The 22,942-nt window shown below is 63.0% G+C and carries 26 protein-coding genes; 14 read left to right on the top strand and 12 right to left on the bottom strand.

Annotation, left to right across the window (positions count from 1 at the left end; genetic code table 11):
- Nucleotides 1-43: 43 nt before the first annotated feature.
- Genes M4J40_RS22040 through M4J40_RS22030 form a run of 3 tightly spaced genes read left to right on the top strand, consistent with a single transcriptional unit; the run spans nt 44 to nt 3,177 of the window.
- Nucleotides 44-376, top strand: a complete 333-nt coding sequence (locus M4J40_RS22040; RefSeq protein WP_251756554.1) for an NIPSNAP family protein — start codon at nt 44-46, stop codon at nt 374-376.
- A complete protein-coding gene (locus M4J40_RS22035) occupies nt 373-2,169 on the top strand; it encodes a TRAP transporter large permease subunit (protein ID WP_251756553.1) in 1,797 nt (598 codons plus the stop codon). The genes M4J40_RS22040 and M4J40_RS22035 overlap by 4 nt, the downstream gene beginning before the upstream one ends.
- Nucleotides 2,170-2,190: 21 nt before the next feature.
- The gene (locus M4J40_RS22030; RefSeq protein WP_257235328.1) at nt 2,191-3,177 is read left to right on the top strand and encodes a TRAP transporter substrate-binding protein; all 987 of its coding nucleotides are present in this window, start codon (nt 2,191-2,193) and stop codon (nt 3,175-3,177) included.
- 47 nt (nt 3,178-3,224) lie between these two features.
- On the opposite strand, the gene M4J40_RS22025 is transcribed toward M4J40_RS22030, so the two are convergent.
- The 3 genes from M4J40_RS22025 to secG form a co-directional block, all read right to left on the bottom strand.
- On the bottom strand, nt 3,225-4,478 hold the full coding sequence (locus M4J40_RS22025) for a pepsin/retropepsin-like aspartic protease family protein (protein WP_251756552.1): 1,254 nt from the start codon (nt 4,476-4,478) through the stop codon (nt 3,225-3,227).
- 272 nt (nt 4,479-4,750) lie between these two features.
- Nucleotides 4,751-6,379: a CTP synthase gene (locus M4J40_RS22020; protein WP_251756551.1), complete on the bottom strand. Its 1,629-nt coding sequence runs from the start codon at nt 6,377-6,379 to the stop codon at nt 4,751-4,753.
- 194 nt (nt 6,380-6,573) lie between these two features.
- On the bottom strand, nt 6,574-7,122 hold the full coding sequence (secG, locus tag M4J40_RS22015; protein ID WP_251756550.1) for a preprotein translocase subunit SecG: 549 nt from the start codon (nt 7,120-7,122) through the stop codon (nt 6,574-6,576).
- Between secG and M4J40_RS22010 the strand changes: the two genes are divergently transcribed.
- Nucleotides 7,096-7,857, top strand: a complete 762-nt coding sequence (locus tag M4J40_RS22010; RefSeq protein ID WP_311134182.1) for a GNAT family N-acetyltransferase — start codon at nt 7,096-7,098, stop codon at nt 7,855-7,857. The two genes, secG and M4J40_RS22010, sit on opposite strands and share 27 nt — an antisense overlap.
- 3 nt (nt 7,858-7,860) lie before the next feature.
- Here the strand turns inward: M4J40_RS22010 and M4J40_RS22005 are convergent, their stop codons facing one another.
- Genes M4J40_RS22005 through M4J40_RS21995 form a run of 3 tightly spaced genes read right to left on the bottom strand, consistent with a single transcriptional unit; the run spans nt 7,861 to nt 10,265 of the window.
- Entirely contained in the window at nt 7,861-8,631 is a 771-nt protein-coding gene (locus tag M4J40_RS22005; RefSeq protein WP_251756549.1) for an ATP12 family chaperone protein, read from the bottom strand.
- 4 nt (nt 8,632-8,635) lie between these two features.
- Complete coding sequence (locus tag M4J40_RS22000) at nt 8,636-9,313, bottom strand: HAD-IA family hydrolase (protein ID WP_251756548.1); 678 nt, start codon at nt 9,311-9,313, stop codon at nt 8,636-8,638.
- Between the two features lie 19 nt (nt 9,314-9,332).
- On the bottom strand, nt 9,333-10,265 hold the full coding sequence (locus tag M4J40_RS21995; RefSeq protein WP_251756547.1) for a glycine--tRNA ligase subunit alpha: 933 nt from the start codon (nt 10,263-10,265) through the stop codon (nt 9,333-9,335).
- Between the two features lie 184 nt (nt 10,266-10,449).
- Here M4J40_RS21995 and M4J40_RS21990 point away from each other — a divergent pair, with 184 nt between their 5' ends.
- The gene (locus tag M4J40_RS21990) at nt 10,450-10,752 is read left to right on the top strand and encodes a hypothetical protein (protein ID WP_251756546.1); all 303 of its coding nucleotides are present in this window, start codon (nt 10,450-10,452) and stop codon (nt 10,750-10,752) included.
- An 85-nt stretch (nt 10,753-10,837) separates the two neighbouring features.
- Here the strand turns inward: M4J40_RS21990 and M4J40_RS21985 are convergent, their stop codons facing one another.
- Nucleotides 10,838-11,017, bottom strand: a complete 180-nt coding sequence (locus tag M4J40_RS21985) for a hypothetical protein (protein WP_251756545.1) — start codon at nt 11,015-11,017, stop codon at nt 10,838-10,840.
- Nucleotides 11,018-11,094: 77 nt separating this feature from the next.
- The gene (locus M4J40_RS21980; RefSeq protein ID WP_251756544.1) at nt 11,095-11,958 is read right to left on the bottom strand and encodes a S49 family peptidase; all 864 of its coding nucleotides are present in this window, start codon (nt 11,956-11,958) and stop codon (nt 11,095-11,097) included.
- 182 nt (nt 11,959-12,140) lie between these two features.
- Here M4J40_RS21980 and M4J40_RS21975 point away from each other — a divergent pair, with 182 nt between their 5' ends.
- The 4 genes from M4J40_RS21975 (at nt 12,141) to M4J40_RS21960 (ending at nt 15,422) form a co-directional block, all read left to right on the top strand.
- On the top strand, nt 12,141-12,302 hold the full coding sequence (locus tag M4J40_RS21975) for a hypothetical protein (RefSeq protein ID WP_251756543.1): 162 nt from the start codon (nt 12,141-12,143) through the stop codon (nt 12,300-12,302).
- 175 nt (nt 12,303-12,477) lie between these two features.
- Nucleotides 12,478-13,509 carry an acyltransferase gene (locus M4J40_RS21970; protein ID WP_251756542.1) on the top strand — a complete coding sequence of 344 codons (1,032 nt, stop codon included), beginning with the start codon at nt 12,478-12,480 and terminating at the stop codon, nt 13,507-13,509.
- Nucleotides 13,510-13,528: 19 nt separating this feature from the next.
- Complete coding sequence (locus tag M4J40_RS21965; protein ID WP_251756541.1) at nt 13,529-14,176, top strand: GDSL-type esterase/lipase family protein; 648 nt, start codon at nt 13,529-13,531, stop codon at nt 14,174-14,176.
- A gap of 46 nt (nt 14,177-14,222) precedes the next feature.
- Entirely contained in the window at nt 14,223-15,422 is a 1,200-nt protein-coding gene (locus tag M4J40_RS21960) for a hypothetical protein (protein ID WP_251756540.1), read from the top strand.
- A 15-nt stretch (nt 15,423-15,437) separates the two neighbouring features.
- On the opposite strand, the gene M4J40_RS21955 is transcribed toward M4J40_RS21960, so the two are convergent.
- Entirely contained in the window at nt 15,438-16,007 is a 570-nt protein-coding gene (locus tag M4J40_RS21955) for a bifunctional transcriptional activator/DNA repair enzyme AdaA (protein WP_251756539.1), read from the bottom strand.
- A gap of 129 nt (nt 16,008-16,136) precedes the next feature.
- Between M4J40_RS21955 and M4J40_RS21950 the strand changes: the two genes are divergently transcribed.
- The 3 genes from M4J40_RS21950 (at nt 16,137) to M4J40_RS21940 (ending at nt 18,718) form a co-directional block, all read left to right on the top strand.
- Complete coding sequence (locus M4J40_RS21950) at nt 16,137-17,042, top strand: DMT family transporter (protein WP_251756630.1); 906 nt, start codon at nt 16,137-16,139, stop codon at nt 17,040-17,042.
- Nucleotides 17,043-17,049: 7 nt separating this feature from the next.
- Nucleotides 17,050-17,562, top strand: coding sequence for a methylated-DNA--[protein]-cysteine S-methyltransferase (locus M4J40_RS21945; protein ID WP_251756538.1), 513 nt, complete (start codon nt 17,050-17,052; stop codon nt 17,560-17,562).
- Nucleotides 17,563-17,698: 136 nt separating this feature from the next.
- Nucleotides 17,699-18,718, top strand: a complete 1,020-nt coding sequence (locus M4J40_RS21940; protein WP_251756537.1) for an endonuclease/exonuclease/phosphatase family protein — start codon at nt 17,699-17,701, stop codon at nt 18,716-18,718.
- A 1-nt stretch (nt 18,719) separates the two neighbouring features.
- Here the strand turns inward: M4J40_RS21940 and M4J40_RS21935 are convergent, their stop codons facing one another.
- Together M4J40_RS21935 and M4J40_RS21930 are read right to left on the bottom strand one after the other, a co-directional pair.
- Nucleotides 18,720-19,493, bottom strand: coding sequence for a tRNA1(Val) (adenine(37)-N6)-methyltransferase (locus M4J40_RS21935; protein WP_251756536.1), 774 nt, complete (start codon nt 19,491-19,493; stop codon nt 18,720-18,722).
- A 2-nt stretch (nt 19,494-19,495) separates the two neighbouring features.
- Complete coding sequence (locus M4J40_RS21930) at nt 19,496-19,735, bottom strand: DUF2007 domain-containing protein (protein WP_251756535.1); 240 nt, start codon at nt 19,733-19,735, stop codon at nt 19,496-19,498.
- 236 nt (nt 19,736-19,971) lie between these two features.
- Between M4J40_RS21930 and M4J40_RS21925 the strand changes: the two genes are divergently transcribed.
- Nucleotides 19,972-20,928, top strand: a complete 957-nt coding sequence (locus M4J40_RS21925; protein WP_251756629.1) for a polyprenyl synthetase family protein — start codon at nt 19,972-19,974, stop codon at nt 20,926-20,928.
- A 61-nt stretch (nt 20,929-20,989) separates the two neighbouring features.
- On the opposite strand, the gene cobT is transcribed toward M4J40_RS21925, so the two are convergent.
- The gene (gene cobT / locus M4J40_RS21920; RefSeq protein WP_251756534.1) at nt 20,990-22,015 is read right to left on the bottom strand and encodes a nicotinate-nucleotide--dimethylbenzimidazole phosphoribosyltransferase; all 1,026 of its coding nucleotides are present in this window, start codon (nt 22,013-22,015) and stop codon (nt 20,990-20,992) included.
- A 134-nt stretch (nt 22,016-22,149) separates the two neighbouring features.
- On the opposite strand from cobT, the gene M4J40_RS21915 reads away from it, so the two are divergent.
- Nucleotides 22,150-22,941 (top strand): adenosylcobinamide-GDP ribazoletransferase, encoded by a 792-nt coding sequence (locus M4J40_RS21915; protein ID WP_251756533.1) that lies wholly within the window; start codon nt 22,150-22,152, stop codon nt 22,939-22,941.
- The last annotated feature ends 1 nt before the right edge of the window (nt 22,942 follow it).

The following is a 22,942-nucleotide window of genomic DNA, read 5'->3' as shown; positions in this document are numbered from 1 at the left end:
GACGCGTTCCGCCGCCCGCAATTCCAACGACGGCCGAACGACCATGATTCTCGACGAACGCACCTACACCATCGCGCCGGCACATGTCGGCACCTATCTCGACCTCTATGTCCGCGAGGGCATGGCGATCCAGACCGGCCATCTCGGCACGCTGATCGGCTGGTTCACCCAGGATGTCGGCACGGTCAACGACGTCGTCCACATCTGGCAGTACGACGACCTCGCTGACCGCGAGCGACGCCGCGCCAGCATGGAAAGCGATCCCGCCTGGCAGGCCTTCCGCGCCAAGGCGGCGCCCTACGTCCAGACGATGAAAAGCCGCATCCTGAAACCGACCTGGTTCTCTCCGCTCGGCGGCGCGGTGCCGAGGCGATGACGAGCATCGTCACGCGGCTTTACACGGGCATCGACCGGGCGCTAGCCGGCGTGCTGGCATCCGTGCTCGCGGCGCTGCTCGTTCTGGTCTTCGGCGCCACACTGTTGCGCTACATCTTCGCGACCAGTTTCGTCGCCACAGAGGACCTCGGAATCCTCCTGCATACCGTTTTGGTGTTCCTCGGCCTGCCGCTCTGCGCCAACGGGCCGCTGGCCATGCGCATCGACGTGGTGACCCGGCACCTCGGTCGCCGTGGACGCGTGTTCGCTGACGCCATCTCCGATGCCATCACGCTAGCCGGTGCGCTGGTCTTGATGTTCGGCGCTGCCAAGGTGGCCGCGCTGATCGGCGGCACATCCCCCACACTCGGCATTCCCGAGAGCTGGCGCTTCTGGCCGGTGGTGATCGGCGGGGCGCTGGCGGCTGGGCAAGTGGTCCTTGGCTGCCTGTCCAAGGGACGGACGCGGCTGTTCGTCCTTGCCGTCATCGCCGGCGGCACAATCCTCGCCGGCCTGCCGCACCTTCCGGTACTGGTGGCAACCGACTTGCCCAGCCTTGTCGCCTGCGTCGTCGTGTGTATCGCCCTTTTGGCCGGCGCGCCCTTCGTTCATTCGCTGATCGTCGGACTTGCCGTTTCCGTACCCTTCGGCGCCCGTCTGCCGGAAGCCGCCATCGTGCAGCAGACCGTGTCGGGGATGGGCAAGTTCCTGCTGCTCGCCATCCCGTTCTTTCTCCTTGCGGGGATGCTGATGAATGTTGGTGGTCTGGCCCACCGTCTCGTGCGGTTTGCCTCGACACTGGTCGGACACAGGCGCGGCGGCATGGCACAGGCAACGCTCGTCACCAACCTCATCTTCTCCGGCGTCTCCGGTTCGTCGATCGCCGACGCGGCCTTCGGCGGCAAGGTGCTGACCCCGGCGCTGATCGCCGACGGCGTCAGGCCCGAAAAGGCGGCAGCCATCGTTGCCGCGACCGCCGTATTGCCGAACATCGTCCCGCCTTCGATCGCCTTTCTGCTGCTGGCCTCGGTCACGAACCTGTCGGTCGGCGCCCTGTTCGAGGGAGGACTTGTTGCCGGCCTCATCCTCGCGGCGGCCATGGCGGTGATGCTGCACATTTCGGCGGATTCACCGGCCCGTCCCTCCGCCAACCGGCGTGAGCGCTTCATCGCGTTCGGTGCGGCGGCACCGGTGTTCGGCCTGGCGCTCGTTGTCTTCTTTGGCATCCGCCTGGGGCTCGCCACCCCAACGGAAGCGGCGGCCATTGCCTCGGTCTATGCTCTAGCAGCCGCGCTGACCGGGTCGGCCGGCCGTGGCGTCGCTCTCGCGGCCTTCTTGCAGGCCGGCCGCGAGACCGCCGCCATCGGCCTGCTGGTCGCCTCGTCGGCGCCGCTGGTGTTTCTGCTGGCCATCGATGGTCTTCCGCAGGCCCTGGCAGGCCGGGTGACCAGCTTCGGCGGCAATCCGCTTGCCGTCATGTTCATCGCCAACGTGATCCTGATCGCCGTCGGTGGTCCGCTCGACGTCGGCCCCGGTATCCTTCTGTTTGCGCCGCTCCTGTTGCCATCCGCCGTGGCCGCCGGCATCGACCCGGTGGCCTTCGGCGTCATTCTCACCGTCAACCTGATGATCGGCGGCGTCACGCCGCCCGTCGGCGTGCTGGTCTTCGTTGCCGCTGGCACTACCGGCCTTTCCGCCAGCCGCGTGTTCCGCGCCGTGTTTCCGCTCACCCTCACCCTCATCGCCGCCACCTCGGCGATGGCGATCGTCGTCGCCCTCTGGGCGCTCCCTTGATCTCAACTTTGGAGAAAACCCTTGCCCGTTCTCACGCGTCGCGCCTTTGCCGCCGGCCTTACCGCCCTTGCCCTCCCCGCCATCATTCGACCGGCAAAAGCCGCACCAAGGGCGCTCACGGTTGCCTCGCTGCTTGGCGACGATAAACCCGAAACCAAGATCTGGCTCAAGGTGCGGGATCTCGTGGAAGCAAAGCTCCCGGGCCGCTTCGATTTCCGCATCGTCGGCAATGCGGCTCTGGGCGGCGAAAAAGAAGTCGCCGAGGGCGTCCGCCTCGGGTCCATCCAAGCCAGCCTGTCCACCCTGTCGGCGCTGTCGACCTGGGTGCCGGAAACACAGCTCTTCGATCTACCCTTCGTCTTTCGCGACCGAGATCATGTCCGCCGCGCCACCAGGGGGCCGGTCGGCGAGGAGTTCAAGGCAAAGCTGACCGACCAGGGCTTTGTCACCCTGGGCTTCATCAACTATGGCGCCCGTCACCTGCTCGCCAAGGAGGCGGTGACCACGCCGGAAGGCGTGTCCGGAAAACGCATCCGCGTCATCCAAAGCCCGCTGCACGTCGAACTCTGGAAGGCCTATGGCGCACAGCCGACGCCGATCCCGATCACGGAAACCTACAACGCCCTGAAAACCGGCGTCGTCGACATGATGGACCTCACCAAGTCCGCCTACGCCGGCTTCCGCCTCTATGAGGTGGTGCCCTACCTCATAGAGACAGCCCATATCTGGGCGACTGGCGCGGTCTACCTGTCGGCTGGCTTCTGGAACAGCCTCGCCGACGACGAGAAAGCGGTGTTTGCGTCGGCGATCTCCGAGGGCGCGACCTATTTCGACGAGTTGATGCAGGCCGACGAGATCACCTCGATGGAAGCAGCCCTGGCCGCTGGCGGGCGGGTGATCGCGCCGGAAAATCGCGAGGATTGGGCAAAGGGCGCCGAAGGCGTCTGGACGACCCTGGCACCCAAGGTTGGCGGCATGGAGAGGATCAAGGCCCTCGCGGCTCTGTAGCCCCAACGGAAAAGCCGGCGCGCCTCACGGCGGCCGGCGCGAGGCCGTCAATCCTCGATGGCAAACAGCATTCGTTGGAAATCGAGCACGACGCGACGGCCTTGCGACAGCAGATCCTGCCCAAGCAGTCCGTCCATCGGGCCCTTGACCAGGTTGGTGATCCTGACGTCGTGGATCGTCAGGGCACGGTCGCCGACATGGACGACAAGCCTGTCGAGCGCTCTCGCTGTGTGATCGGTAACGACGCCACCAACCCCCCCGGAGGTCGTTGGCTTGGCCACCGCCCGCGCGGCCAGTCCGGGGTTGCGGTCAAGTGCGCTCTCATACAGCATGGTTTTCGAGGCGCCGCTGTCGAGCATGAGCCGAAGCGGTCTGTCACCGCCATCGACATCGAGCAGCAGTTTCGGCTGTGCACCGGACATTATCAGGTTTGGCGTGACATCCGCCCCCGGTCGCTCACCGTAGTCCAGGTGCTCCTCGTCCTCTGCGCGCACGAACTCCAGACGATCGAGCGCCCGCATCACCGGCAGGCCGATGATGGCGTCAATGCGGTAGCCATCGGGAAAGCGAAGGCTCTCATCTGGCACCACCATGAACACGGCGTCGCGCAAAACCGTGTCGCCAAACTCGATCCGGTCGGCAACGGCAAGACGCGTTTCGACTGAGGCCCCCGTGCTGCTGCCGGTTCGCGCCGTTGAGGCAACTGCCGAGAGCCCCAGGCGATCCGCCGTTGATTGCGGAACCACAGAGAAAACGGCGCCTGTATCGAGAACGCAGGCCTGCTCCCGACCGTTGATCAGCATCGTCACAACCGTCATGCCTGCCCTGTCACGCGTGATCGCCAGAGTGCCCGGAGCATGACGTTCGCGCCGCATTGACGGCATGTCGCGCAAGGCCGCGACGAAAACCAGTGTACGCTGTTCGTTTTCACTGAGTGGCTCTTCCCTGAGTTCCCGCATCGCCTTGAGCGCAGCCTCGGCTTCGGCAAAACGGCTCTGGCGCACAAAAAGCCCGGCAAGGCCACCCTCGGCCGCCGCCTTGAGTCCATTCTCCGCCGACGAGACACCAAGAGCGCGGAAGGCCGCTTCGGCCTCTGCGTCATGGTGGTAGAGGCTGAGCACGGTCGCTGCCGCAAGCTCTCTCTCGGCTTTCGTCTGTGCGGTCCGGCTCAGTGACTGAAGAAGAACAACGTCGTCGGCATCAATCGCCTCAAGCAGCTCCGAAGCCCTAGCCGGCAGGGTCGCCATCATCAGCATGGTCATCACCACGCCTACAAGGCGGACGAAACGAGAGCAGGTCATGAAGCACCTTTATCCTCGCCCCCGCCCCGGCGAAGCGCATCTCCGGGGCAAGAGATGACTAAAGCCACTGCGTTCGAACCATAGTCCGTCTCGTCTGGCTCCGGCAAAGTCAAACTGAAAAATCGATTCAAATCTTGGTGATGTAAGCGACGCCCCCGGGGCGCGAGGCGGGTGCGGTCAACACACCCCACAGCTCCCACCCTCGCCCAAAGAAAGAGGCGGTCGGACAAGAATCCGGCCGCCTCAGCACGTCTAGGACCTGTTCATCGGTCTCACACCAACCGGCTCTGCTCCACCGCAGCTTCGATGAAGCTTGCAAACAGCGGATGCGGCTCGAATGGCCGGCTCTTCAGCTCGGGGTGGTACTGAACGCCGATGAACCAGGGGTGGCCGGGAATCTCCACCGTCTCCGGCAACACGCCATCCGGAGACATGCCGGCAAACGACAGGCCACAGGCCTCGAGCCGGTCGCGATAGTCGATGTTGACCTCGTAGCGGTGGCGATGCCGCTCGTGGATGATCTCCGAGCCATAGATCTCGGCTATCTTGGACCCCTTGGCGAGATGCGCTTCGTAGGAGCCAAGACGCAGGGTGCCGCCCATGTCGCCACCGGCCCTGCGCTTCTCGAGAGCGTTGCCCTTCAGCCACTCGGTCATCAGGCCGACCACCGGCTCGTCGGTGGGCCCAAACTCCGACGAAGACGCTCCGCTCACGCCGGCGAGCGCCCGCGCCGCTTCGATCACAGCCATCTGCATGCCAAAGCAAATGCCGAAATACGGCACGTTGTGCTGGCGCGCAAAGCGGGCCGCAAGGATCTTTCCCTCGGACCCACGCTCGCCGAAGCCGCCCGGCACCAGAATGCCGTGCACATGGTCGAGATAGGGGGTTGGATCCTCCTTCTCGAACACCTCGCTCTCGATCCACTCGATCCTGACGCGCACATTGTTGGCGATGCCGCCATGCACCAGCGCCTCGATCAGCGACTTGTAGGCATCCTTCAGCACCGTGTACTTGCCGACGACGGCGATGTTCACCTCGCCCTCGGGGTTCTTGATGCGGTTGACGATACCTTCCCAGCGCTCAAGCTTGGGGGCCGGCGCCGCCTCGATGCCGAAGGCCGCCAGCACCTCGTCGTCGAAACCTTCCTTGTGGTAGGCGAGCGGCACTTCGTAGATCGTGCCGACATCGAGCCCCGGAATGACCGCCGACTGGCGGACGTTGCAGAACAACGACAGCTTCTTGCGCTCGCCTTCGGGAATGGGTCGGTCACAACGGACGAGCAGGATGTCCGGCTGGATGCCAATGGAGCGCAGCTCCTTGACCGAGTGCTGGGTCGGCTTGGTCTTGAGTTCGCCCGCCGAGGGAATGTAGGGCATCAGCGTCAAATGGATATAGACGCAGTGCCGGCGCGGCAGCTCGTTGCCGAGCTGACGGATCGCCTCCAAGAACGGCATTGCCTCGATATCGCCGACCGTTCCACCGATCTCGCACAGCACGAAGTCATAGTTCTCGTTGCCGTCGAGGATGAACGCCTTGATGGCGTCGGTGACATGCGGAATCACCTGCACCGTGCCACCGAGATAATCGCCATGTCGCTCGCGGGCGATGATCTCCTGATAGATGCGACCGGTGGTGATGTTGTCCTGCTTGTTGGCCGGGCGCCCCGTGAAGCGCTCATAGTGGCCAAGATCGAGGTCGGTCTCCGCGCCGTCGTCGGTCACGAAAACTTCGCCATGCTGATACGGAGACATCGTCCCCGGATCGACGTTCAGATAGGGATCGAGCTTACGGAGACGAACCTTGTAGCCACGCGCCTGCAGGAGAGACGCCAGAGCCGCAGCTGCGAGCCCCTTGCCCAAGGACGAAACCACGCCGCCAGTAATGAAAATGTACCGCGCCATGGGCCTTCAACCTATCTCTTCGCGGACCGTTTGGGGAGTGGTCCGACTGGTTTATCCAAAACAAAACGAAAAGGCCGCTCCGGAAGGAGCGTTTCCCTCCGGCCGACTTACGTTTCAAGTTGCTGTTTCATCTCATGAAAACGGCCGCGGAATTCCGCGACCGTGTTTGTCCGTTTTCTGCCGTTCGGGGCGCCTCAGGGCGTTGTCCCGGGGGTGGCTGGAGCCGAATCAGTTGCCGGAGCGGCCGGAGTTTCCACTGCGGGAGCCGCCGGAGCTTCGGTCGCGGGAGCAACTGGGGCCTCTGCGGCGGGAGCTTCGGTCACAGGAGCTGCTGGCGCCTCGGCAGCGGGAGCCGCGGGGACATCCACGACGGGCGCAACCGGGGTATTGCCCGGCTGGGCGGCCGGCTTGCTGATCTGGTTGAGCTGGTCGAGAACGCCACCCTTGCCGCTGCCGATCGGCTGATCGGCGGCCGGCGCGGAAGGAGCCGTTTGCACGCGGTCGAGGATAGATTCCTGCGACCCGGTGAAGCGCGGCAGAATCGACAGCGCGAGCGACGTCAGAAAGAACACTGCCGCAAGGATGGCGGTGGTTCGGGTCAGCACGTTGGCGGTACCGCGGCTGGTCATGAAGCCGCCGCCGCCACCAATGCCGAGCGCGCCGCCTTCGGAACGCTGCAGGAGCACGACGCCCACGAGGGCTGCGACCACCATCAGGTGGATGACGAGAAGAACGGTTTGCATGTAACCCCAAAACTCTTGTCGGGCATCCCGGCCGGGGACGCGCCAAAGGGCACACCGACCGCACATGCGGCCCGAGTCCGCGGCGTTGTACACGAAGGTTGCCGGCCTTTCCACCTTTCTATGGCGTTTATTTTGGAAAGCCGACAACCTATCACAAGCCCTTGCCGTCTGGAAAAGGAGCCGACCATGATCCTCGCCTCATCACGCCTCTTGCTGGCTCCCTGGACGGAGCGAGACCTTGCGCCCTTTGCCGCCCTCAACGCCGACCCGGACGTGATGCGCTACTTCCCGAAAACGATGACGGAAGAGGAAAGCAACGCGCTTGTCGACCGCCTGCGCGGCATGTGGGCGGACCACGGCTACGGTTTCTCAGCGGTGCGGCGACGCGAGGACGACGCGTTCATTGGCATGGTCGGCATTCAGAAGGTGCTGAACCCTGCCTATCCCTTCGCGCCTGCTGTCGAGGTCGGCTGGCGGCTTGCCAAGGCGTTCTGGCGCCACGGATATGCCAGCGAAGCCGCGCGGGCCGCCCTGGCCCATGGCTTCGATGTTCTTGGCCTCGACGAGATCGTCGCCTTCACGGCTGTTCCCAATCTTCCATCGCAAGCGGTGATGAAGAGCCTTGGGATGACGCGGAATCCGACTGACGACTTCCTGCATCCGTTGCTTGCAGAAGACCATCCCTTGAGGCCGCATGTGCTGTACCGTCTGAAGCGAGACGATTTTCAGCGCTGACTGTCAATCCAGAAGAAGCAGAGCAGCCGCGTCGAAGTCGGCACGGCGGAAGTCGCGGCGCTGCCTGGCCTCGCTGTCGACTCCCCAGAGTTCGGCGTTCCAGTCCTCGTCGATATGGGCGGCAAGCCAGACATCGTCGGGTAGGAGACGCCGTTCCAAAAGCGCCAGGGCCAGAAACACAGAGCCGGTCACTGTGGTGACCAGCTCAATGGCAGCGAGACGGATGGGATCATCAGGCAGGGCGGAACGAATGGCCGCAACAAGCTTGGGCGGCTGGGCGATCGCCATCACGCCGATGGTCGCGACCGGTCGAACACCAAAACGCCCGTTGACCCAGTCGAGCACCGGCTCCCAGGCGAGGCGCTGACGCTCATCGAGACGCGGCGGTTCACCGGCTCGATAGCAGGTGAGATCGGAACCGGCGTAGGCGGCAATCGCATCCTTCACCGCTTCGATTTCGCTCGAAACGCCATCAATCGCCGAGTTGACGAGGCGTGTCAGCGGCATGGTCATCGGGTCGACGAACTCGCCCTGCCCTGACCACTCGGCTTCAAGGGCACAGGCGGCGCGCAACGACGCCACGGAAAGCTCATGACGCGCCGGCGTTCGTACCGGCTTGCCGTCAAGCAGCACTCTGTGAAGCCCACCCACCGGTTCGACCGAAACCACCTTGTAGAAGCGCTTTGGCAGCACGCGCTGCACGTTGGCGCGCGCACGCTCCGTTGCCAGCACCGGATCAAAGGAGGCGGCGAGTTCTTCGAAGAGATCGGCCATGGATCTACTCCTTCGCGCCGAGGAGCCCCATTGCCAGCGAAGGCACCTCGGCAAAGTCGTCGGCGAGTTCCTGCGCGCCGGCCTGCGAGAGCTCATCGCGGATGTTATAGCCCCAGGTAACTCCGAGCGCGAAGGCACCGGCCGCGCGGGCCATCAGCATGTCGTAGCCCGTGTCGCCCACGACGACGGTCTGGGAGGCATCCCCGCCGAGCGCCGACATGGCATCAACCACCATGAACGGATGCGGCTTCGACGGACCATCGTCGGCGGTGCGCAGGACGGAGAACAAGTTCGTGAGTCCATGCGTTTCCAGGATGGCATCAAGGCCGCGCCGGGACTTGCCGGTCACGATGCCGAGCAGCACGTCTTCCCGGCCCGACAACGTCCTCAAGGCATCGAGCGCGCCAGGATAAAGCGGCGCGGTTTCGGCGAGACGGAACTGCATCGCCTGGTAGGTATCGCGATAGGCTTCGGCAACGAGGGCGACGCGGGCCACATCCAGACTGGGGTCAAGCCGACCGACCGCCTCCGGCAGGGAGAGGCCGATAATGGACAGCACGCCAGCGCGGTCGGGCGGCGCATGACCCAGCTTGGTGAAAGCCTCGGTCATGGTGGCCACGATCATCTGCTGGCTGTCCACCAGCGTACCGTCGCAATCGAACAGGACGAGTTTGGGCGTCATCGGTCAGTTATCCGCCAGCTCACGCCCGTGCGCCGCCGCCGGCGGTCTTCAGCCAGGCCTCGCCACAGGCTTTGGCCAGCTCACGAACGCGCAGGATGTAGCTCTGCCGCTCCTGCACCGAAATAACGCCGCGAGCGTCGAGAAGGTTGAAGCGATGACTGGCCTTGATGCACTGGTCGTAAGCCGGCAACACGCACTTGTGGAGCTCGCCTGCGTCCGCCGCGCCCTTCTCAAGCAACGCCTTGCACTCGGCCTCGGCGTCCTTGAAGTGCTGCATCAGCATGTCGGTGTCGGCATATTCGAAGTTATGGCGGGAGTACTCTTCCTCAGCCTGGTGGAAGACGTCGCCATAAGTGACCTTGTCCGCACCTTCCTGACCGTTGAAGTTGAGCTCGTAGCCGTTGTCGACGCCCTGCAGATACATGGCGAGACGCTCGAGGCCATAGGTCAACTCACCCGACACCGGCGAGCATTCGATGCCCGCCACCTGCTGGAAATAGGTGAACTGGCTGACCTCCATGCCGTCGCACCAGCACTCCCAGCCAAGCCCCCATGCACCGAGTGTCGGGCTCTCCCAGTCGTCCTCGACGAAACGGACGTCGTGCAGCTTGAGGTCGATACCGATGGCCTGAAGACTCTCGAGATAGAGCTCCTGCAGGTTTTCGGGCGACGGCTTCAGGATCACCTGGAACTGGTAGTAATGCTGAAAGCGATTTGGATTCTCGCCGTAGCGTCCATCCTTGGGACGTCGTGACGGCTGAACGTAGGCGGCCTTCCAGGGCTTAGGGCCCAGAGAGCGCAGCGTGGTCGCCGGATGAAAGGTGCCAGCGCCGACTTCCATGTCGTATGGCTGCAGGATGACGCAACCCTTGTCGGCCCAGAAGCGCTGCAGGGTCAGGATCAGCCCCTGAAAGGAACGGCGGGGATCGTTGACTTGGGCGGTTTGGGTCATCGGGAGCTACCTGAAAGCGGCTGGAACCTCGGCGGAAGCCGGGCGGGATCGGGGGCGAAATTAGGTGCCCCCCCTCGCCCCGTCAACCGCAAAAAGCCGCGCGGACTCGCGCCCGGAAAAGCGGTCGTCAACGTTCAAGATACAAACCGTCACCGGCGTTCGAACGTCGCCAAAGGAAGAAACGATGACCTTCGCGCCAATCCACCTCGCAATGGTTCTTGCAGCACTGGCCATCGCTTCGCCAACGCTCGCAGCCGAAAAACGCCACCAGTTCATCGAACCGATACAGCCAGACCGCAGAAAGCAGGAGACCATGGACAGCCCGCAAGCGAGCGACAAGCTTTGCTACTGCCGAACGATCCACGAGAGAAACTCGGCGGGACGGCTGACGTGGAAGGTCGTCTGTTCGGAAAGGAAGCCGGAGCACGGCAGCAGAAAGGTTCTCACCCGCGGCGACTGCGGCGTCATCCGCAACCTGTCTCCATAGCGACGCAATACGAAAAAGGCCGAAGCAATGCGCCTCGGCCTTCTGGGACTAGGGCGGAACAACCGCCTGAACGGATCGATGACGCCTAGCGGCGATCGCGGTAGACGCCCGTTGCCGGGTCGCGCTCCATGCGAATCTCGACGCGGACGGGCTTGGCGTTGGCCTCGTGGAGAATCTCGCCCACACGCGTCATCTCGCGCTTCAGCACCTGAACGACGACATAGACGCCGGCTCCGATGAGAGCAAATCCAACCAAATGGGACATGGGCCTGTCTCCTTTGCTGACGAAACCATGAGACCACCGTCTCTGTTTCCTGGCAAGCGCAAATTCCTGTGAAAGGTTCACAAACCGTAGCGCGAGAATAGATAGCGCCGCTCTATCGCCGCGAGAGCATTGTCAAAATCGACGAGACCAACGGCTTCGCTGTTTGCGGCGCCGAACAGACGCCGCCGCAGGAAGCCACTTCGACCCGGCTCGAACAGGGGGGTATGGACCTTGTCGCCATAGCGGGAGGCAAGATCGTCGTGAGCTGTACCGATGCGATCGGCAAGGCCGAGCGACACCGATCGCTCGCCGGCCCAAAAAAGCCCGGAGAACATATCCTCACTCTCCGACAACCGAGCGCCTCGGCGCTCTTTCACCAACTCGATGAAGAAGGCGTGGATGTCGCGTTGCAGCGTCTTGAGATGCTCGACATCCTCGCCATTCTCGGGCTGGAAGGGGTCGAGCGTCACCTTGCGCGTACCGGCCGTATAGACGCGGCGATCGATGCCGAGGCGGGCAATGGCCTTGTCGAGGCCGAACGTCGCCGACACCACGCCGATCGAGCCGAGGATCGACGAACGATCTGCAACGATCTCATCGGCAGCGCAGGCCAGCATGTAGCCGCCCGATGCCGCGATATCCTCGACATAGGCGATCACCGGCAGCTTCTTTTCGGATGCAAGCTGCCGGATGCGGCGAAAAATGAGATGGGACTGGACGGGCGAGCCGCCCGGCGAGTTGATGGCGAGCGCCACAGCCTTGGCACCGCTGACGGAAAATGCCTTCTTGAGCGTGTCGTCGACGGCGGAAAGCGAAAGCGATCCTCGTCCCAGCGCGGCGGGCATGCCTATGGCTCCGGACAAACGGACGAGAGGCACGACGGGCACATCGCCACGAAACCGTCGCGGCAGCCAGGATCTGAAATCGACCAAGGGCAGCATCCTTCAAGGAAAATTCGTCGTCTTCGCATGTAGGAAGCAGGCGGGACGGAATCAAATGGCCGCGCCCGTTGGATGCAGGAAAACTGAAGGAGCCCTTCAGAAGATACGATTTGTCCCCATCAGGCATGTCACTTATATTGAGGCTGTAAGAAGAGAGACAGAAAAGAGAACGGAGAACAACGATGGACGCCATGATGTTCGCCATGCTGGGCGCCAACAAGAAGCGCAACAGCCAGAGCACCGCCGAACGCGAAATCGCCGAGGCGATCGCCAACTACGAAGAGACCCTCGGCAGCAAGGCACGCGCCCCGAAGCGCGGTTTTCTGAAGGGCTTCGGCCTCTGATAAGCCCAAACAGGCTTGCCACGTACGACGTGAGCGCCCGATCCCCCAGGGGATGCCGGGCGCTTTGTCGTATTTGGGTCTTCGACCTCTAGCGGTCACTATTTTATCACGATTTTCCGGAATGACTGCCGCAGTCCGGCCGCCAGTTGCGCGACGGTTCGTTTCGAGCCCAATCATGACCATCGAAAAAATGGCGTCCTCTTCGGCGCGGCACGGCGGCAGCGAGTTGCGGCGCATCGACTATCTGGACGGCTGGCGAGGACTGGCGATCTTTCTGGTCTTGCAGGGGCACTTCTTCGCCGTGCAGGGCTGGCACAGCGGCCGAATGGGCGTCGACGTCTTCTTCTGCCTGTCAGGCCTCTTGATGAGCCGCATCCTGTTCCAGCGGCGCGTACCACTCGCCACCTTCTACAAGCGCCGCATATCGCGCATCATGCCGGCTTTTCTGCTTTTCCTTCTGGTCGTCTTCGGCATCGCCGCGCTGATCGGAAAGCCGGCACCCGCGACGGAAATCGTACCGACCGCGCTATTTCTGCGGTCCTACCTGCCGACCGACTTTCACATGTTCCTAAGCCCCTATCCGATCGGCCACCTGTGGTCGCTGAACGTGGAGGAGCACTCCTATATTTTCCTGTCGGTCTTGACCCTTGTTCCTTTTCTGCGCGGCCGCGAAGGTGGAGCATTGATCGCCTTTGGCTTTGTCACCATCGCGATTCACCTGAGCTACTACGCCTTCCCCACCATCGCCCCACCCAAGGAATATTGGGTACGAAGCGAAGTGGCCGCCACCAACCTGTTGCTCTCGGCCGGCTATGCCCTTCTCAGGGACCGGACCGCACCTTACGTCCGCCCGTGGATGCCGGTTGCCGCCTTCGCCGCAGGGTCGGCGCTCTACGTCGGCTCCGTCTTCCCGTGGATGCTGACCATGACGGTTGCCCCTTTCTTCCTCGCGTTCACCGTGAACCACTTGGCCGAAGCCCCGCGATGGGTGAGGTCCGCGCTGTCCTGGACGCCCCTCAGGCTGCTCGGTATCGCCTCCTTTTCTATCTATCTTTGGCAACAGCCCATGTACCAATACAAAAAGTACCTGTTCGCCAGCCTGCCGGGGCACGCGTTGATCGGCATGGCTCTGTCCGTGGTGATCGGCTTCATTTCGTTTTACGCCTACGAAAATCGCATCAGGACCTGGCTCAACAGGGTGTGGTGAGGAGATGAAGGAGGAAAAGGTGAAGATCCATCAAAGCAGCAAGTTGCTGTTCATCGGCGACTCGATCACCGACTGGAGCCGCGCTCGTCCGGTCGGCGAAGCGTTGTTCGACTCCCTCGGTACCGGCTACGTCGGTCTCGTCAACGCCTTCCTCAATGCGACGCACGCGGCCCACCGCATCCGCGTCGTCAACATGGGCGTCAGCGCCAACACCGTGCGCGACCTCGAAGCGCGCTGGTCGACCGACGTCGAAGCCCTCAAGCCCGACTGGCTGTCGATCATGATCGGGGTCAACGACGTCTGGCGGCAGTTCGACGCCCGTCTACAAACAGAGAACCACGTGCTGATCGACGAGTACGAGGCAACGCTCGAGCGCCTGATCGTCCGGACCATGCCCCACCTCAAGGGCCTGGTGCTGATGGCACCCTACTTCGTCGAGTTCAACCGCGCCGATCCCATGCGCAAGATGATCGACGATTACGGTTCGGTGGTGAAAAAGCTGGCCGAAAAGCATGGCGCCGTCTTCGCCAACACGCAGGCCGCCTTCGACGAGGTGATGACCGAGATTCACCCGATGGGCATAGCCACCGATCGCGTCCACCCGACACTGACCGGCCACATGATCATCGCCCGCGCGTTCCTGAAGGCGGTGAGCTATCCGGTTTGAATGCGAAGAAAGCACAATAACGGTATGGCTTGGGGGAGTCCGCCGCATGTACCGCACGTTGACACTTGCCGCCAGCCTTCTCATGGCATCTGAGGTCCACAGTGCCCCGGAAGCCTATGTTGTCGATTTCCCACCCCCGGCAGCCACCCCCATTGTAGCTGCGACATGTGACGGTCTGGATCTGCCCTGCAGGCCCGATTGGGTGACTTTCGTTACGAAAGACTTTCGGCCATTCAAACTTGCGCAGAGCATTTTTCGCTTTCCGAAAGCACCGGCCCATCGCGGCAACATGTTTGCTTTTGTCGAAGTCCCTTATATTGAACATGGCGAAGAGGACTACGATCGGCTTCAGCAGATGGTAGGCCAAACCGGTCATTCGGCGGAACGACTGTGGGTACATCGGGGGCTAGGGTTTTCGGGGGCAGATTTCGAGACGCAATACAGAGTTGCCCATGCAGTTCTTCCCTCAAAAAAGGCAACTGACGCAATTGGTCTGTGTGTCTTTCCAGCGCTTGGTGAGAAGACTGCCGCCCCCGATCAATGTGTCGTTTTAGCTTTCCGGAGCGGAACTAAGAAATTTCTGTTTTCATCAATTGGTTTTGAGGTTGGAGACGAAGGACCGCGTTTAGCATCACATTACGAGCAAAAATTCGCGCCCGGGATGTACTTCGACAAGGATGACTCCAGGCTAGAAATATTAAAGTCACGCCACGATCTCGAAACATTGTTCAGCGACAAAATCAGTAAATATATCAACAACTCCCACCTTTATGAAAATGGAGTAGCAGGCAAGATATTGAATAATTTCGACAATTCAGACACAAACCAAAGCGAGATAAGCTACGTTGTATTGAAGAGACGGGATCCCCCGGAAGAGCCAGGGCCGTTATACATACAAACCATCCAACTGAGATTCCAGTTTGAAAGTGGAGGAGAATGGTGGGCGGAGATGGCCGACGGCACGGAACGCGGCGGGGTTTCTTATCAGGGGAACAAGCGCGATTGGGCAGTCTCAATGAACTGGGAGACCCGGACAGCGGTTAGTCATCCCCATCAGAGTTTGAACGGTCTTCCAGTTTTCGCATTTCGCGGACCGGACGCCATCGGCTTTGACGCTACAAGTGAGATTCGCAACGCGTTCCTAGGCGTGATGCGAGATATTTGTAGTCCACTCGTGATGGACAGTGCCAGCTCACCTGAATCACTCACTAAAGGGTCTATGAGAGCTTACTGTGTGAGCGACTGACTGTGCAGCTCAAATCTAGCTCCTTCCTCGCCGCATCTCGTTCGGCGGCCGCCTATAGATCTCCCGGAACACCGCGTTGAACCGCCGTAAGCTGCCGAAGCCAGCCTGAAGCGCCACTTCGGTCATCGGAAGATCAGTCTCGGTGATCAGTCGCTTGGCGCGCTGTATCCGCGCCGTCTTCGCCACTTCGATCGGGCTGGCGCCGAGGTGGCGGCGGAAAAGGCGCGTCAAATGCCGACTGCCGATTCCGACGCGCATCGCCAGCGCCTCGACGCCATCATTCCCGTCGAGAGCGCCTTCGTCCTTTATGAGCCGAGCCGCCTTCTCGACGATCGCCAGCGTGCCCTTCCACGCCGGACAGAAGGGTGCAGTCTCCGGTCGGCAACGCAGACATGGCCGATAGCCCGCGAGTTCGGCCGCCGTCGCGCTCGGCAGGAACTCGACGTTGTGCCTGAGCGGGGGCTTCACCGGGCAGACGCAGCGGCAGTAGATACCGGTTGTCCGCACACAGACGAAGAAGGCGCCATCATAGGCGGGGTCACGGGCCGCCCAGGCGGTTTCGCAGAGGGTGATGTCGAGGCTCATGACAAGAATTGTACACCCAATCCGGCAAGTTCAACGAACCGAGTCCGATTCCGGCGAGCCGACCATTTCCCATCGGGTAATGGTTCTTTCTCTGCGACCCTGGAGGCATCCTTGACCAAAGCTCCGCAAATGGGCCTCCTCGAGTGGGGCCTTCTCCTTGTCCTTTCCCTGCTCTGGGGCGGATCGTTCTTCTTCTCGAAGGTGGCGCTCGCCGAGCTGCCGCCCTTCACCGTCGTGCTCGGCCGCGTGGCGATCGCCGCGATGGCGCTCTACGTCTACCTCAGGGCAACCGGGCGAACGATCCCCGGAAGCGGCGAAGCGTGGCGTGTCTTCTTCGGCATGGGGTTGATCAACAACCTCATCCCGTTCAGCCTGATCTTCTGGGGGCAAACGGCGATCGCCTCCGGTCTCGCGTCCATTCTCAACGCCACCACGCCGATCTTTGCCATCCTCGTTGCGCATCTGCTGACGACCGACGAGAAGATGACGCCGCAGAAGATCGCCGGTGTTCTGCTCGGGGTTCTCGGTGTCGGTGTACTGATGAGCAGCAGTGCCTTTTCTGGCGACGGTCCGCCTCTCTGGGCGCTGCTTGCCTGCCTCGGCGCCGCCCTTTCCTATGGCTTCGCCGGAACCTTCGGTCGCCGCTTTCGTCGCATGGGTATATCGCCCGCCGTCGGCGCCTTCGGGCAGACAACCGCAAGCACGGTGATGATGCTGCCGCTCGTCGTCCTCGTCGATGCGCCGTGGACCATGGCGGCACCCCATGCCGTCACCATCGGCGCACTTCTCGCCCTTGCGCTGATTTCGACCGCACTCGCTTACATCATCTACTTCCATCTCCTCTCGGTCGGCGGCGCCACCAACTCGTCGCTGGTGACACTGCTGATCCCCGTTTCGGCCATTTTGCTCGGCAGCCTGATACTCGGCGAGAGATTGTCGGCGAACCATTTCCTGGGCATGGCACTGATCGCACTCGGCCTTCTCTCGATTGACGGCCGAGTCTTCGCCATCCTCAGGCGAGCCCCTGCCATGTGAGGCGCTCATGCTCAACGAGGTCATCTACACCTACCTGCAGAGCCCCATCGGACCTTTGCTTCTGGCCGGCGACGGCGTGAGGTTGGCAAAGGTCGGCTTTCCCAACGGTAAGGGGTACGTCACGACGGATGACGTCTGGCGTCGCGACGACAGTCAGTTCGTGGAGGCGCGCGCTCAGCTCACTGCTTATTTTGGCGGCGAGTTGCGCACCTTCGAACTCGACCTAGCGCCGTCCGGCACCCCCTTCCAGCTTGCCGTGTGGCAGGCGCTCAAGGCCATTCCCTTCGGCGTCACCATCTCCTATGGCGAACTCGCCTCGCGCCTTGGCCGCCCCTCGGCAAGCCGCGCGGTCGGCGCCGCCAATGGCGCAAATCCCATTCCCATCATCGTGCCTTGTCACAGGGTGATCGGCGCGTCGGGCGCCCTTACCGGCTTCGGTGGCGGCATCGACACCAAACGCTGGCTGCTGGCGCACGAAACCGGTCGCCACACAGGAGAGATCCAGGGCAGCCTTTTTTAGGCGGCCGGATGATGCCTGGCCCACGCCTTGCTTTTCCTGTAGGGGATGGACAGGTTTAGACCGGCGTTCACAAGAATGCCGCAGACTTCCTCGACGATCGACGGGGCGGCGGTTCGCCGAGGTTTCTGGAGTTGGCATGACGGCATTCGAGTTCAGCGCGACTCCCGCTCGACGAAAGCTTTCCGGCTCAGTCGCATCGGTCATGTTGATGGCGCTGGTGATAGCGACGCTCGCACATCTCAATGCCGAAACCTTCTACTATGGCGATCTGCTGACTTTCTTCCTGCCAGCCTTGTTCGGGGCCAGCCTATTCACTGCATTCGTCGCGTTCATAGCCGGTCACCGAATCCTCGCTGCTGTGGCCGTCATCCTTGTTCTGCTCAACGGCTTTCCGCTCATCCGCCCGGTGGACAAGGCCGCCACGTCAGCCAACGGGCCTGAACTGCGCGTCGCCACGAGCAACGTGCTTGGAAATCGCAGCAACTATGGTGACCTGCTCGCCTGGAGCACGAACTCGGGCATCGACATTCTCGGCCAGCAGGAGGTGAGCGGCTACGCCCTGCGGCGCTTCGAGGCCCTGCGCGCCCACTTTCCCTCAACTCCGCCGGCCGACCTCCTCGGTCGTCATCCGGAAGTGATGGCCTGGACCGGCTGGCACATCCTCAAGGCCGAGCACGTCAAGAACGTTCCCATCCTGCCGGTGTTCGGCTGGGGGGGCGCCCCGCTCAGGTTGGAGCTGACGCCGCCCGGCGCTCACGACACCAAGCGACCAGCCCTCGTCGTCTATGTTCTGCACCCCACGACGCCGCGCAGCTACGATCAATGGGTCAACCGAAACGCCTACCTCGAGGTCGTCGCCAAGGCGATCGCCGCCGAGCCCCCGGGAACCCCGATCGTCGCCATGGGCGACTTCAACACGCCAACCTGGTCGCCGTTCTTTCAGTCGTTCCTGAAGACTTCGGGCCTTGCGGACGCGTCGGGCACCAACTGGCCGTCCACCACCCGGTTTTCAAGACGGTTCGCCAAACTCGTCCACTTCGGCTCGCCTGTCGATCACATCCTGGTATCGCGCGACATCGAGGTGAAGCGCTTCGAGGTCGGCCCCGATATCGGCTCCGATCACTTTCCGGTCCTCGCCGATCTGCGACTGCCCTGAGCTACCACCAGACGACCGGCAGGCTTGCGCCCCGAAGAACGCTCTCGACGTCAGGGCGGAAACCGCCGTCCGGCGCGTGCAGCACCAGCCCCGGCAGAATGCGAAGCGGCGCCCGCCCCTGCAGCCGCCCCCGCAGGATCAACCGATGCGCTGGTTCTCCGGCATGCGCGTGGATCGGCAGCAGTGCGAGGGAGCCGAAGCGGCTGCCGATTGCAGAAAGCAGCCGTTGCAGTTCGTCGGCCCGAAAGATCACCGTCAGCGTTCCCGATGGTTTCAGGACCGCCGCGGCGGCCCGTATCCAGCCATCGATGGCCTCGGCCTCCAGCACATGCGCCCGCGCCCGCGAAGGTGCGGGGGATGATCGACCGCGATCGGCGATATGGAATGGCGGGTTCATGATGAGATGGTCCGCCATGTCATCGATAAGCCCAGCCGCGCGCCTCTCGGCGGCAAGTGCAAGCACGTCGGCGACGATGACTCGGACACGATCGGCCATGCCCGCATTCAGCGCTGCATTGCCCTCGGCAAGACGCGCCAGCTCCTCGTCGATTTCTACCAGGGTGACGCTCGTCTCCGGCAACCTCCGCGCCACGGCCAAGCCGGCCACGCCGACGCCGGCGCCCAAATCCACGACATGGCCGGACGTTCTCTCGGGCAGGGCAGCGGCGAGCAGCACGGCGTCGAGACCGGCCCGATGCGCACCAGACACGGGCTGATCGATCATAAGCTGGTTGCCGAGAAAACCGTCGCGACTGACCCCGCCGGAAAGGTTCATGCCTACCGCCCCGCCTTCGGCGCCGGGCGCAGCTCGTGACCGAGACCGGCGTCGGCGACGAGGCGCCTGGCGCGATCCACCTCGTCCGTGTCGACCAGGATTCGGCGAGGGAACGCGCCGACCATCCCTTCGAGCGAACTCATCGCCTGATCGGCGACAAAGTAGTCGATGTCGGCCTCCTTCAGCAAAGCCTCTACGAAGGAGATGATCACCAGATCGTTGGTTCGGATCAATTCTTCCATGAAACCTCCGGAAATGCCGGTGGCCTTCCCCGACAGGATTGGACATTATCCGCTTGGCGGCCTAATGGTCACCCAATTAATCTTTCCTGCGCGGGCGCTGACTCGAGGCGGGAAGCGCTGTGGAAACAACTGGCGGCAAGCCGGACGGACGGTTTTGGGAGTGAGGTTTGAGTTCGGTGGCATCTCAGCACAGCAACGCTCCGGCGGCACCGCGCGAGAAGTCGATCGCGCCCCTGATGCAACTCGTCGACGCCGACATGCAGCGGGTCAACCAGATGATTCTCGACATGGCCGCCGCCAACGCCGAGATGATCCCGGAAATCGCCCGCCACCTGATCGATTCCGGCGGCAAACGGCTAAGGCCGATGCTGACGCTCGCAGCCGCGCTGGCTTGCGGCTATAGGGGTGATGGACACGTCAAGCTGGCGGCCACCGTCGAGTTCATGCACACCGCGACGCTTCTCCACGACGACGTGGTGGACGAAAGCGAGCTCCGGCGCGGCAAACCCTCGGCTCGCATGGTCTGGGGCAATCAGGCAAGCGTTCTGGTCGGCGACTATCTGCTCGGCCAAGCCTTCCGAACCATGGTCGAGGTCGGCTCGCTCGATGCGCTGGCCGTGCTGTCGCGAGCCGCCGCCGTGATTGCCGAGGGCGAGGTGCTGCAACTCGTTGCAGCCAAGCATCTGTCGACCAGCGAAGACCAGTATCTCCAGGTGATCAACGCCAAGACGGCGGCCTTGTTCTCGGCAGCGACCGAGGTCGGCCCGATCATCGCCGGCAGCAGCGCCGAAGTGCGCGCCGGACTTGCCGAATACGGCACCCAACTCGGGCTCGCCTTCCAGCTCGTCGACGACGCGCTCGACTATGGCGGCTCGTCGATGACGCTCGGCAAGAAGGTCGGCGACGACTTCCGCGAGGGCAAGGTGACGCTGCCGATCCTGATCGCCGCCGCCCGTGGAGGCGATGCTGACCGCGATTTCTGGCAGCGGACCATTGAGCGCGGCGAGATCGAGGACGCCGATCTGGACCATGCCATCGAGCTGCTGGGAAAGCATCAGGCCATCGCCGCCACCGTCGAACGTGCTCGCGCCTATGGCGACAAGGCGATTGCCGCGCTCGATGTACTCGAGGAAAGCCCCTACCGGGCGGCGCTGGAAGACGTCGTATATTTCTGCGTCAGTCGGGTCAGCTAACTCCTGAGATATGAAATTAGAAAGTCCGGATAAGATATTGTCCGAACTTTCTTTTATCAAATCAGTCTTTATTGGCGACCCCCGCCTCGGCAAAGGTCGCCATGCCCCCGTGTACGTCGGCGGCCGCACGAATGATCGAGCCCGCAATGGCCGCGCCAGTGCCTTCGCCCAGGCGGAACCCCAGGTCGACGATCGGCGCCTTGCCGAGCCGGGCAATGACGTCACGGTGGGCGCCTTCCACCGATGCATGGGCAATCTGCACATGGTCGATCGAGTGCGGGTCAACGGCATGCAGCACGGCTGCCGCCGCGGTGACGACATAACCGTCAACGACCACCGGGATGTTCTGATGACGGGCCGCAATGATGGCGCCGACCATCGCGGCGATCTCGCGGCCGCCAACGCGGCGCAGGACCTCGAGCCCGTCGCGCTCGCCCTTGCCGAGACGGTCGACGGCGGCGGCGACAGCATCGCGCTTGCGCGTCAGTCCCGCGTCGTCGACGCCGGTGCCGCGACCGATCCAGTCGGACGCCATGCCACCGTAGAGCGCGTGATAGATGGCGGCGGCCACCGTGGTGTTGCCGATGCCCATCTCTCCGAGCATCAACAAGTCAGTGCCACCAGCCACCGATTCCATGCCAAAGGCCATGGTGGCGGCGCAGCCGGCCTCGTCGAACGCGTCCTGCTCGGTGATGTCGGGGGTCGGCACTTCCAGCGCCAGCTCGAACACCTTCAGCCCGTAGTTATAGCTCTTGCACAGCTGGTTGATGGCGGCGCCGCCAGCCGTGAAGTTGGCGACCATCTGGAAGTTCACCTCCACAGGGAACGCCGATACTCCCTTCGCCGCAACGCCGTGGCTCGCGGCGAAGATCGACACCATCGGATGGCGCACCGCCGGTCGTTCCACTCGCTGCCAGGCGGCCAGCCACTCGGCGAGTTCCTCAAGCCGGCCCAGGGAACCAAGCGGCTTGGTGAGTTGGGCATTGCGGGCCCGAACGGCGTCGACCGAAGCGTCGTCCGGCCCTGGCATCGAACGGATCAACTCGCGAAAATCGTCGAACGGTAGGCCGGACATCGAGGGGATCATATCTTCGTCTTTCTGATTGAACTGGAAGCAACAAGTCTGGATTTAGTGCCAAAATCATCGCAATACCGCGAAACGCCACAACATTTAGCGGGGTCACGCTATACATGACTCGCGTGGCGGCCTACAAACGAAGAATGCTGCGTGACGAAATCCTCCACTGCCTTGCCGATCTCGGCGCCTCTCTCCGCTTCTTCTCGCGCCTGCCTGTGCCACAACTCGGCCGGCGGGACGACACCGGCGCCCTGCCCGTCCTGCCAAGGGCAGCGGCGGCGGTGCCACTGGCCGGCTTCCTGATCGCGCTGCCGGCGGCACTCGTCGGCCTTGGAGCCAGCGCGGCGGGCTTGCCTGATCTCCTCGTCGGACTTCTCGTCGTCACGGCGCTGGTAGCTCCCACCGGTGCGCTTCACGAGGACGGCCTTGCCGACAGTGCCGACGGTCTCGTTGGCGGCGCAACGACGGAGAAACGGCTTTTGATCATGAAGGACAGCCGCATCGGCACCTTTGCCGGGCTTGCGCTCGTCCTGTCGACTCTCATTCGCGCCAGCGCCTATGGCGCGCTGTTCCTTCACCCGGCTGCGGGTGCTTTGGCCGTGTTGGGTGGAGGCGCCCTGAGCCGCCTCTCCATGACTGCTCTTTGGGCAGCGCTACCCAATGCCCGACCCGACGGCCTCGCGGCTCGGCTTGGCCAGCCGGACCGCCGATCGGTGGCTATTGGCGCCGGCGTGACGGTGCTGCTGCTTTCGCCGCTACCGGTGATCATTGGCGCCCCAGCTGTTATCCTCGGCATCGCCTTCGCCGGACTTGCCGCGCTTGCCTTCGGGGCCCTCGCGCGCAAAAAAATCGGCGGACAGACCGGAGACATCCTCGGTGCGACACAGGTCCTCACCGAGGCCGCTTTCCTGATCGGCCTCCTGATCGGCAGGTGAC

This window comes from Pleomorphomonas sp. JP5 (genome assembly GCF_023721815.1).
GTDB lineage: Bacteria > Pseudomonadota > Alphaproteobacteria > Rhizobiales > Pleomorphomonadaceae > Pleomorphomonas.
Note: the sequence above shows the minus strand (reverse complement) of the source record. Positions and strands in the feature narration are given on the sequence as shown.